Source organism: Streptomyces sp. NPDC102259 (genome assembly GCF_044766465.1).
Lineage (GTDB): Bacteria > Actinomycetota > Actinomycetes > Streptomycetales > Streptomycetaceae > Streptomyces.
Map to the genome: position 1 here is coordinate 923228 of NZ_JBIWMA010000002.1, position 11124 is coordinate 934351.

General features: G+C 70.9%; 10 protein-coding genes. 2 read left to right on the forward strand and 8 right to left on the reverse strand.

Going from position 1 to position 11124, the window contains the following annotated elements:
- A partial coding sequence (locus ACIRPU_RS08695; protein WP_403863468.1) for a HAMP domain-containing protein occupies positions 1–682 on the reverse strand: 682 nt, incomplete at its 3' end.
- Between the two features lie 298 nt (positions 683–980).
- On the reverse strand, positions 981–1862 hold the full coding sequence (locus tag ACIRPU_RS08700) for an RNA polymerase sigma factor SigF (RefSeq protein ID WP_403863471.1): 882 nt from the start codon (positions 1860–1862) through the stop codon (positions 981–983).
- 199 nt (positions 1863–2061) lie between these two features.
- Here ACIRPU_RS08700 and ACIRPU_RS08705 point away from each other — a divergent pair, with 199 nt between their 5' ends.
- Together ACIRPU_RS08705 and ACIRPU_RS08710 are read left to right on the forward strand one after the other, a co-directional pair.
- Complete coding sequence (locus ACIRPU_RS08705) at positions 2062–2433, forward strand: PRC-barrel domain containing protein (RefSeq protein ID WP_403863474.1); 372 nt, start codon at positions 2062–2064, stop codon at positions 2431–2433.
- On the forward strand, positions 2430–2888 hold the full coding sequence (locus ACIRPU_RS08710) for an ATP-binding protein (protein ID WP_403863476.1): 459 nt from the start codon (positions 2430–2432) through the stop codon (positions 2886–2888). Before ACIRPU_RS08705 ends, ACIRPU_RS08710 begins: the two co-directional genes overlap by 4 nt.
- 45 nt (positions 2889–2933) lie before the next feature.
- On the opposite strand, the gene ACIRPU_RS08715 is transcribed toward ACIRPU_RS08710, so the two are convergent.
- The 6 genes from ACIRPU_RS08715 to ACIRPU_RS08740 form a co-directional block, all read right to left on the reverse strand.
- Positions 2934–3380, reverse strand: coding sequence for an ATP-binding protein (locus ACIRPU_RS08715; RefSeq protein WP_403863479.1), 447 nt, complete (start codon positions 3378–3380; stop codon positions 2934–2936).
- 208 nt (positions 3381–3588) lie between these two features.
- The gene (locus tag ACIRPU_RS08720) at positions 3589–5493 is read right to left on the reverse strand and encodes an AMP-dependent synthetase/ligase (protein WP_403863482.1); all 1905 of its coding nucleotides are present in this window, start codon (positions 5491–5493) and stop codon (positions 3589–3591) included.
- Positions 5494–5805: 312 nt separating this feature from the next.
- Complete coding sequence (locus tag ACIRPU_RS08725) at positions 5806–6894, reverse strand: glutamate--cysteine ligase (RefSeq protein ID WP_403863485.1); 1089 nt, start codon at positions 6892–6894, stop codon at positions 5806–5808.
- Between the two features lie 57 nt (positions 6895–6951).
- Complete coding sequence (gene glgB / locus ACIRPU_RS08730) at positions 6952–9156, reverse strand: 1,4-alpha-glucan branching enzyme (protein WP_403863488.1); 2205 nt, start codon at positions 9154–9156, stop codon at positions 6952–6954.
- A gap of 5 nt (positions 9157–9161) precedes the next feature.
- Positions 9162–10523 carry a maltokinase gene (locus ACIRPU_RS08735; protein ID WP_403863491.1) on the reverse strand — a complete coding sequence of 454 codons (1362 nt, stop codon included), beginning with the start codon at positions 10521–10523 and terminating at the stop codon, positions 9162–9164.
- A 28-nt stretch (positions 10524–10551) separates the two neighbouring features.
- Positions 10552–11124, reverse strand: a 573-nt coding sequence (locus tag ACIRPU_RS08740; protein ID WP_403863494.1) for an alpha-glucosidase C-terminal domain-containing protein, incomplete at its 5' end; no start/stop codon positions are given.

Consider the following 11124-nt stretch of genomic DNA (forward strand, 5'->3'; position numbering starts at 1 on the left):
CGCCGCGGGCGTCGACGGTGATCTTCTGGGAGAGGTCGCCCTTGGCCACCGCCGTCGTCACCTGGGCGACGTTGCGGACCTGGTTGGTGAGGTTTCCGGCCATGAAGTTGACCGAGTCGGTGAGGTCCCGCCACACCCCCGCGACCCCGGGCACCTGCGCCTGGCCGCCCAGGCGTCCTTCGGTGCCGACCTCGCGGGCGACGCGGGTGACCTCGTCGGCGAAGGCGGACAGCTGGTCGACCATCGTGTTGACGGTCTCCTTCAGCTGAAGGATCTCGCCCCGGGCCGGCACGTCGATCTTCTGCGAGAGGTCGCCCTTGGCGACCGCGGTCGCCACCTGGGCGATGTCGCGCACCTGGGTCGTCAGGTTGCCCGCCATGGCGTTCACGGAGTCCGTCAGGTCGGCCCAGGTCCCGGAGACCCCGGGCACCTCTGCCTGACCGCCCAGAGTGCCCTCCGTGCCCACCTCCCGGGCCACCCGGGTGACCTCGGAGGTGAAGACGGACAGCTGGTCGACCATGCCGTTGAAAACGGTGGCGATGTCACCCAGCAGGCCGTCGCCGTCGGTGGGCAACCGGGTACCGAAGTCCCCGTCCCGTACGGCCGTCAGGCCGGCCAGGAGCTGCCTGAGCTCGTGGTCGCCGGGAACCGTGTCCAAGGACTCGGTCGCGTTGCTGGTCATGCCTACCCTCGTTCCGCTCCCCAGGAGCCCCCGGGCGGGGACTCGGAACCGGGCCGCCCGGGTGGACGGTCCCGCATGTCGTGCGTGGATTTCCGCAGTTCACGGATGTGCGCGATGAGAGAAATCCGCCGCAGGCTAACCCACTGGAGCGCGGTGCAACAAAGCCTCACTTACTTTACGCACACAGGAATTCCAGAAGACGGTCACCGTGCATGCACGAACGGAAACGGGGTACACGCACGGCTTTGCCCGGGACGGCAGAAGCCGTCCCGGGCAAAGTCGTGACCGGACCCTGGGATCAGGCGATCTCGGCCCCCAGCAGGCCGGTCCGCAGCCGCTGCACCATGCGGCTGATCAGCCGTGACACATGCATCTGGGAGATGCCGAGCTCCTTGCCGATCTCCGCCTGCGTCCGCTCCTCGACGAACCGCATGTGGATGATCCGCCGCTCCCGGTCGTCGAGCTCGGCGATGAGCGGTGCCAGCGAGTGGAAGTCCTCCACCAGCTCCAGCGCCGGCTCCTCGGCGCCGAGGAAGTCGGCCAGCACGGACTCGCCGTCCGCGCCGCCGTCGGAGGTCAGGGCCGCGTCGAGGGAGGCGGACGTGTAGCCGTTGGACGCCTTGCGCGCCTCGATGACCTCCTCCTCCGAGAGCGACATCAGCTGCGACAGCTCACGCGTGGTGGGCATGCGGCCCAGCCGCGTCTGCAACTCCTCCGTGGCCTTGGCCAGTTCGACCCGTGCCTCCTGGAGCCGGCGCGGCACGTGCACGGCCCAGCTCGTGTCCCGGAAGAATCTCTTGATCTCGCCGACGATGTACGGAATGGCGAACGAGGTGAACTCGACCTCGCGGGTCAGCTCGAACCGGTCGATGGCCTTGATCAGCCCGATCGTGCCGACCTGGACGATGTCCTCCATGGAGTCGCCCCGGCCGCGGAAGCGGGAGGCCGCGTACCGCACCAGGGAGAGGTTCATCTCGATCAGGGTGTTGCGCACGTACTGGTATTCGTGGGTGCCCTCTTCCACGACGGCCAGCCGGTCGAAGAAACGGCGCGAGAGCTCCCGCGCGTCCTTCGGGCTCACCTGGGTGGGCATCTCGATGAGCGGAACCCCTCCTCGCGGGCTCTCCGTGCCCGCCCGCACTGCCGTGGCCGTCGTTGCGTGTGCCGTCACGGCATTCATGCCGCTCACTCCGTTCGTCGAGCTGGTCGATGACGGAGTCCGTCTGCCCCGGGTTCCGGATCTCATGCCAGTTGTTTCGCACAGACTTTTCCAGCGGATGCCGATACCCGCTCTCTTCGGTCAGGAACGGACAGACATCCCTTGAATGCGGGCGTCAAGGGCGGGTAATGGCAGCTGTGGAGCGCGAGAAGGGAGCAGTGTGACCATCGACGGAATCTGGTCGTACACGCCGGACAGTGGACACGCCGAGGAACGGGACCTGACCGACTACGCCGTCCTGACTGCCGACGGCACCCTCGGCCACGTGGAACGCGAGGCCGACCCGCACGGAATGCGGCACCTGGTCGTCGACACGGGAGTGTGGCTGTTCGGCAGGAGCGCCGTCGTCCCGGTGGGCGTCGTGACGGGCGTCGACCACGCGGACCGCAAGGTGACCCTGGGCTGTACCGGGGACGAGGTCAAGGAAGCGCCCCGCTTCCACACCGACAGCGAGACGACGGACCCGGCGTACCTCACCGCCGTCGGTGACCACTACCGCCGGCTGATACCACGGGGAACGCCATCGGTATGAGGGAAGAGGGACTCGCGCCCGCGCGCTCGGCGCCCGTCCGGGCGACGCCGGGGACTTCGGTGAAGAACTCCGCGGCCGCCCGGGCCCACGCCCGCGCCGTGGTGGACGCCCGGTGGAACCACTCCGCCCGGCCGGCGCGCGAGGAGGACGTCATCGACCTGCTGCTCGTCGTCTCGGAGCTGGTGGCCAACGCCCTCCGGCACGGCGGCGGGCTGGCGGGCTTCGAGATGACGCCGGTGCGGGACGGGGTCCGGGTGGCCGTGCACGACTACAGCGACGCGGCGCCAGCGGCGGTGGGCGGTCCGGGCTCGCGTCCGGTCGGCCACCGGGTGGGCGGCTACGGCTGGCCGCTGGTCGTCCGCCTGGCCCAGGACGTCGACATCGGGAAACGGGCCGGCGGCGGGAAGACGATCAGTGTGTTCATGCCGATCCGGACCACCGACCGACCGCTCTGAGGGGACGCGCGGGACTCCCCGTCCCGCCCTCGACGGCCCGACGGGTCACCACGGCAGGAAGACGTGCACGTCCTTCCCCTCGTCCTGCCCCGGCTCGTTCGACACCACGCTGACCTGACTGCACAGGGTGTGCACCAGGTACCAGCCGATACCGCCACCCCCGCTGTCGGGGTGGAACGGCCGGGGGGACGGCGGACTGCCGTTGGTGTCGTGGACCGTCACGTGCACCCCGTCGAAGGTGGGGCGCAGGCACAGTTCGAAGGGGCCCGGCGCGTACTGGACGGCGTTGGCCGCCAGCTCCGTCACGATCAGCACGATGTCGTGCCAGCACTCCGGTGCCGTGGGCGGCACGGTGCGGGCCAGCTCATGGAGGAACTCCTCCGTGGCCAGCCTGGCACCCGTCACGTCCTGAGGTTCCCCCGCGAAGCGGGCTGTACGGCTGGGAATCGCCCAGGAGGACAGTGCGTCGTTTCCACGCGGCTCGGTTGCCATGTCGTCAGTGCGGTCCCTCGAGTCCGGGACCGTCGTCCTTTCTCGTACGGCTCTCTGGCGTCGCCCCTACAGGGTTCCCGAGGGCTCCCAGGCTACGCGTCCGTCATCCGACGGCATATGGGCGCGGCGCCACACGCCTCCGCGGCACGTCGACCACGCAGCGTGCCCGGCCTCGGCCCCCTCCCGGTCTCGAGTCCGGCCGTCCGGCTCACCGGAACACGTCGTCGGCGTCGTCCCAGCCCAGCACCTCCTCCGGTGCGCTCTGCCGGGGCGGCCGCGCCCGGGCCTGGTACATCGCCTCGATCTCCGCCGCGTAGTGCGCCACGATCGAGTCGCGACGCAGCTTCATCGAGGGCGTCAGCAGGCCGTTGGTCTGGTCGAACGGCTGCGGCAGGATACGGAACGCGCGGATCGACTCCGAGCGGGACACCGTGCTGTTGGCGGCGGCCACCGCCCGTCCGACCTCCTCCCGCAGGGCGTTCTCCTCGCGGGCCTCCCGGCTCTGGGTGTCGCCGTGCAGCATCAGGTTCCCGCGCCAGTGCGCCAGGAAGTCGGGGTCCAGGGTGATCAGCGCGCCCACGCAGGGCCGGTTGTCACCCACGACCACGGCCTGGTGGACGAGCGGATGCATCCGCAACCGCTGCTCCAGCGAGGCCGGAGCCACGCTCTTGCCGCTGCTGGTGATGATGACGTCCTTCTTGCGGCCGGTGATCGTGAGGTAGCCGTCGGAGTCCAGGAACCCCAGGTCGCCCGTGGCCAGCCAGCCACCCCACAGCGCGGCCCGCGTCGCGGCGTCGTCGTTGACGTAGCCCTGGAACACCGACGGACCGCGCACCAGGATCTCCCCGTCGTCGGCCACCCGGATGTCCACGCCCGGCAGGGCCTGTCCGACGGTGCCCGACTTCTCCCGGCCGAGCGGCTGCATCGTGATCCCGCCGCCGGTCTCGGTCAGGCCGTACCCGTCGTGCACATAGATGCCGATGCCCTCGTAGAAGAGGGACAGATCGCGGTGGAGCGGGGAGCCGCCCGAGGTGGCGCGGTGGACGCGGCCGCCGAGCGCCGCCCGGAGTCTGCGGTACACCGTCCGCTCGAACACGGCGTGCTGGAGCCGCAGGTCGAAACCGGGCCCCGAGCCGCGGCCCAGCCGCTGCCGTTCGACGGCGGCCGCGAAGTCCCGGGCCGTCTCCGCCGCCCGCTCGAACAGGGCGCCGCGACCGGCCTCCTGGGCCGCCCGCAGGAAGTTCTTGTAGATCTTCTCGAACACCGACGGCACCGCGTACAGATACGTCGGACGGAAGGTGCGCAGCGACTCCGCGAGCGCCTCCGCGCTGATGTCGGGTTGGTGGCCCATGAGGATGCCGCCGCGCAGACACAGGCCCTGGATCATCAGCCCGTACACGTGGGAGAACGGCAGGAAGGCGAGGACGCTCGGCTGCCGGCCGGGGGGTGCGGCCGTGTGTCCCCAGCCGGCCAGCAGCGTGTCGCAGGGGCTGGCCAGGCTGCGGTGACTGAGCGCGCAGCCCAGGGGACGGCCCGAGGTGCCGGAGGTGTAGGCGATCACCGCGGTGGAGTCGGGCAGCACGATCCGGCGCAGCGAGTCCACCGTGGTGATCGGCACCAACTCGCCGCGCTGCGCGAGCTGTTCGAAGGCCCCGGCGTCCAACTGCCAGACGTTGCGCAGCGAGGGCAGGGCCGCGCACACCGATCCCACGGTCATGACGCTCTGTTCGTCCTCGACGACGACGCCCACACAGTTCGCGTCCCGCAGGATCCACTCGACCTGCTCGCGCGACGACGTCGGATAGACGGGGACGACCTCGGCGCCCACCGCCCACAGCGCGTGACACAGGACCGTCCACTCGTACCGGGTACGCGCCATGATCGCGACGCGGTGGCCGGGCGAGATCCCGGACGCCACGAATCCCTTCGCCAGGTCGACCACCTCGTCCCGCAGCTCGACGGCCGTGACCTCCTCCCAGTCGGCGGAGGCGCCGTTCGGACGGCGCGAGAGCACGGGGAGGGTGGGAGTGCGGGCGGCTGTCTCGAAGACGGTGTCGGCGAGCCCTCCGGTCAGGGGAGTGGTGGCGGGGGGAGCGAGGGCGAAGTCGCGCATGCGCTGCTCCTGAGGTGTACGGACTGTGACTCCGCCGACGAGAACAGTCATCGACGGTGGTCGAATCTAGCCCAGGTGGGACCGGTTGTGGCCTGGAACGAATAAGTAATCCGCGTTGATGATCTCGTTCTGGCGGCGCCCGGCGCTCCCGACGGCCCACCGCTCGTCAAGACGGCGCTCCGGGGGGACTCGGAGAACATGAATCACGTCAATCCCGACCCCGCCCGCGGAGGCGTACGCGATCGTTCTGATGCGCTAACCGGGCACCGCGGCGGAACGGGGGGGCAGCCTCAGGCCTGGGCGGGGGCGGCCTCAGGCCTGGGTGTGCGCCACACAGGTGGTGACCACCTCACGCAGACTGCCGCTGCTCTCCCACACCTCGCGCTGGATCCGGGAACCGTTGCCGCGCCGCAGCAGTTCGGCGCAGGACACGCGGGCCCGCTCCAGGTCGCCGCTGTCGGCCAGCGCGTCCTCGACATGCTCCAGCAGAGCGCCCACGACCGTCTCGGCGGGCATGGGCCGCAGGGTCACGGGATGCAGCAGGTCCTCGGTGAGCCCCGAGCGGGCCGCCCGCCAGCCGGCCAGCCGGAGCAGGCTCACGCTGTGGTCCAGCGGCTCCTGGCCGGCCTCCGCGTCACGCGCCGCCGTCTCGACGAGCCCCCGCACCAGCGTGGCGATCAGCACGGCGGTGTCCGCGTGCAGACAGACGTCCGCCACCCGCACCTCCACCGTCGGATAGCGCGCCGACAGCCGGGCATCGAAGTAGACCATGCCCTCGTCGAGGATCGTGCCGGTGGCCACCATGTCCGCCACCCGCCGGTGGTACCGGTCCGCCGACCCGAACAGCTCCGTCGGACCGGCCGACGGCCACCGCTGCCACACCCTGCTGCGGTAACTGCTGTAGTTCGTCTCCAGGCCCTGCCAGAACGGCGAGTTGGCACTCAGTGCCGTCAGCACCGACAACCAGGGCCGGATCCGGTCGACGACCGCGACGCCCTCCTCGTCCGAGTCGACGGACACATGGACATGGCAGCCGCACACCAGCTGCTCACGCGTCGCGATGCCGAACTGCTCCGCCATCCACTGGTAGCGCCGGTTCATGCTGACGGACGGGCGCACCGGCAGCGGGGACGTGGCGAGCGCGGCGACCGCGCACCCTGCCTCCCGCGCGTGCCGGGCCGCCTCCCCGCGTATGCGGACGATCTCCGCGCCGAGTTCGCCCATGCCCGACTGCGGGTGGGTGTTGAACTCGAGCATCTGGTTGTGCAGTTCCTTCTCGAAGACGTCCTCCTCCGCCCCGCGCCGGGAGGCGCGGGCGAGGACTGCGGCGGACAGGGCTTGGGGCTCCCCGGTTTCCGGATCGACCAGGAGGAGTTCTTCCTCCACTCCGACGGTGCGCACGGGATGCGGCCTCTCTCTGGCGGGTGGTACGCACCCGAATGCCCCGTCCGGGGCTGTTCACACGGACGACGGCGCCAGCCACATCGTGGCCAGGGGCGGCAGGGTGAGAGCGATCTCCCCGTCCCGCACCGCGACGGGTGCGGGGTGGACGACTCCGCTGCCGCCGTAGCACTCGGCGTCGGTGTTGAGCAGCTCGCGCCAGGCCGGCGCCCCGTCGGGCACGGCGAGCCGGTAGTCGTGGCGCACGACCGGCGAGAAGTTGCTGACGGCGAGGAGCGGAGCGCCGTGGGCGTCGTGGCGGAGGAAGGCGAAGACGTTGTCCTCCGCGGCGTCGCCGACCACCCACCGGAAACCGGCCGGATCGGTGTCCCGCTCCCACAGGGCCGGGGTGGCCCGGTAGACCGTGTTGAGCGCCCGCACCAGGTCCCGCACCCCCCGGTGATCACCCGCGGACGCGTATCCCGGGTCCAGCAGCCACCACTCGGGGCCGTGGGACTCGGACCACTCCGCTCCCTGGGCGAACTCCTGGCCCATGAAGAGGAGCTGCTTGCCGGGGTGGGCCCACATGAACCCCAGGTAGGCGCGGTGGGTGGCGCGCCGCTGCCACCAGTCGCCGGGCATCTTGGAGACGAGCGCCTGCTTGCCGTGCACGACCTCGTCGTGGGAGATGGGCAGCACGTAGTTCTCGCTGTAGGCGTACACCATCGAGAAGGTCATCTCGTTGTGGTGGTACTTGCGGTGCACCGGCTCCTTGCCGATGTACTCCAGCGAGTCATGCATCCAGCCCATGTTCCACTTCAGTCCGAAACCCAGACCGCCGCTGTCGGTCGGCCGGGTGACCCCTTCCCAGGCGGTGGACTCCTCCGCGATCGTCACGACCCCCGGGTTGCGGCGGTACACCGTCGCGTTCATCTCCTGGAGGAACGCCATCGCGTCCAGGTCCTCCCGGCCGCCGAACACATTGGGCGACCACTGGCCGGAGTCCCGCGAATAGTCGAGGTAGAGCATGGAGGCGACGGCGTCCACCCGCAGCCCGTCGACGTGGAACTCCTCGCACCAGTAAGTGGCGTTCGCCACCAGGAAGTTGCGCACCTCGACGCGTCCGAAGTCGAACTCGTACGTCCCCCAGTCCGGATGCTCGGCCCGGCGCGAGTCACCGGGCTCGTACAGCGGCTCACCGTCGAACCGGCCCAGCGCCCAGTCGTCCTTGGGGAAGTGCGCCGGCACCCAGTCCACGATCACGCCGATCCCGGCCCGGTGCAGGGCGTCCACGAGGAACTTGAAGTCGTCGGGCGTGCCCAGCCGGGAGGCCGGCGCGTAGAACCCGGTGACCTGGTAGCCCCAGGAACCCGAGAACGGATGGTGGGCGACCGGCATGAACTCCACATGGGTGAAACCGAGGTCGTTGACGTACGGCGGCAGCTCCTCTGCGAGTTGACGGAACGTCAATCCCGGTCGCCAGGAGGGCAGATGGACCTCGTACACGGAGAACGGCGCCACGTGCACGGGGACGTCGCCCCGGTGCGCCATCCACTCCTCGTCCGCCCACTCGTAGTGCGAGGCATGGACGATCGACGCGGTGTCCGGCGGCACCTCCGCCCGCCGGGCCATCGGGTCGGCCTTGAGGAAGCGGTGGCCGTGACGCGAGGTGATCTCGAACTTGTACCGGGCGCCCTCGCCGATCCCGGGCAGGAACAGTTCCCACACCCCGGACGAACCGAGGGACCGCATCGGGAAGGCGGTTCCGTCCCAGAAACAGAAGTCCCCGGCGACACGCACCCCCTGGGCGTTCGGCGCCCACACCGTGAACCGGGTGCCGATCACCCCCTGGTGGGCCATCGGCTCCGCGCCGAGCGCCTTCCACAGCTCCTCGTGCCGTCCCTCACGGATGAGGTGCAGATCCAGGTCGCCGAGGGCCGGCAGGAAACGGTAGGGGTCGTCGGCCTTGTGCTCGGCGCCCTCGTACGACACGAGCAGCGTGTACGCGGGCACCGTGTCGAGCGGCAGGAGGACGGAGAACAGACCGTCGCCCTCCGAGACGAGCGGGGTGGGGTCACCGTCGATCACCACACTCACGGCGTCCGCGAAGGGCCGCAGGGCCCGGAAGACGATCCCGCCCGGCACCGCGTGCGCGCCCAGCAGGGCGTGCGGATCGTGGTGGGCGCCCGCGAGCAGGCGCCCGCGGTCGGCCGGATCGAGCGCGGGCGCCGTGCGGGGGCGCGGGCCGGCCGACTCGGGCGGAGAGGTGTCACGCAGGGCCACAGGGGTCAGCCTCCTCGGACGGCGAGTCGTTCGATCGCCGCCATGGGTACGAGCAGCCAGTCGGGACGGTTACGGGCCTCGTACAGCACTTCGTACACGGCTCGGTCCGTCTCGTAGGCACGCAACAGGGCATGCTTCTTGCGGGGGTCCCAGCCCGCGCGGGCCGCATAGCCGGCGCAGTAGGCCTCCCGGCAGCGGCGCGCCCACTCCGGCCGCCACGGACGGCGCTGGCGGGCGGCGTAGTCGAACGAGCGCAGCATCCCGGCGATGTCCCGCACCGGGGAGTGGGCACTGCGGCGCTCGGCCAGCGGACGGGACGGCTCGCCCTCGAAGTCGATGACGAACCAGTCGCGCCCGGCGCGCAGGACCTGCCCGAGGTGCAGGTCCCCGTGGATGCGCTGGGCGGGCGGGCCGGCGTCGCACACGGAGAGCGCGCCGAAGGCGGTGGTGAGGCCCGGCACGAACGGGCGCAGCGCCGGCACGTGGTGCGCGGCCGCCTCCAGCCGCTCGGTCATCGCCGCGGCCGTCCGCCCGTCCTCCGCGTCCGGACCGGCGGGCAGCGCCGCGGCCAGCGCGAGGTGGACGTCCGCCGTGGCCCGCCCCAGCTCCTCGGCCTCCGCCGTGAAGTCCTCCCCGCGGGCGAGGGCCCGCAGCGCCAGCGTCCAGCCGTCCGACGCGTCGGGCAGGAACGGCTGGAGCACGCCGAGGGTGGCCTCCTGCGGATGCGTCGTGCGGAACCAGGCCACGGGTGCGGGCACCCGCCCGCACCCCTGCCCGGCCAGCGCGACCGGCACCTCCAGATCGGGGTTCACCCCGGGCTGGATACGCCGGAAGATCTTCAGGATGAAGGCGTCCCCGTACACCAGCGAGGTGTTGGACTGTTCGGCCTCCAGCAGCCGCGGGGCGAGCCCGGCGGGCAGCGACACGGAAGGGTCGGACTCGAAGCACAGCGGGCCCAGCGTGCCGGGGTGCCGCATCCGCTCCAGGAGCAGATGCGCCGACCGGGGGTCCTGCAGCGCGTCATGGACCGTCAGTCCGGCCAGCGGCCCGCTCTCCACCCTGCCGATCAGCGCCCGTCCCAGACGCGGCGACAGGTGTTCCTGGAGGCCGAGGAGCAGCTGGTAGCAGTCGCCGGCCGGGGGAGTGCCCCCGGGAGTCGGGACGCCCGACTGGTCGGCGTGCACGAGCAGATGAAGGCAGCCCGGGTACAGCTCGGTCATCGACAGCATGCGCAGGTCGGTGAGGGGCCGGTCCTTGCCGGCGAACCAGCGCTGCCGCGGCAGCCACTCGCACAAGAGCGCGGCGAGCGGCCCGACGGAGCGGACGCCGCTCGCGCTGCTCGGTCGCAGGGGTGCGGTCTTCGTCACGGTGACCCATCCTTTCCCTGGCGCTCGCTCACGGGCGGCGGCCGATCCGGGACGCGGCTCTGGTGAGCCGGAACCAATAGAAGCCGTGTCCCGCGAGGGTGAGCAGGTAGGGCAGTTCGCCGATGGCCGGAAAGCGGACCCCGCCGAACAGCTCGACGGGATAGCGGCCGTCGAACCGGCGCAGGTCCAGTTCGGTGGGCTGCGCGGAGCGCGAGAAGTTGTGCACGCACAGCACCACGTCGTCCCCTCCGTCCGCCGCCAGGGGGGCCTCGCGAAGGAAGGCGAGGACGGCCGGGTTGGAGGACTGGAGTTCGGTGTAGGTGCCGAGGCCGAAGGCGGGGTTCTGCTTGCGGATCTCGATCATTCGCCGGGTCCAGTGCAGCAGCGAGGAGGGCGACGACATCGACGCCTCGACGTTGGTGACCTGGTAGCCGTAGACGGGATCCATGATCACGGGAAGGGACAGCCGGCCCGGGTCGCAGGAGGAGAACCCTGCGTTGCGGTCCGGTGTCCACTGCATGGGGGTGCGGACGGCGTCGCGGTCGCCGAGCCAGATGTTGTCGCCCATGCCGATCTCGTCGCCGTAGTAGAGGATCGGCGA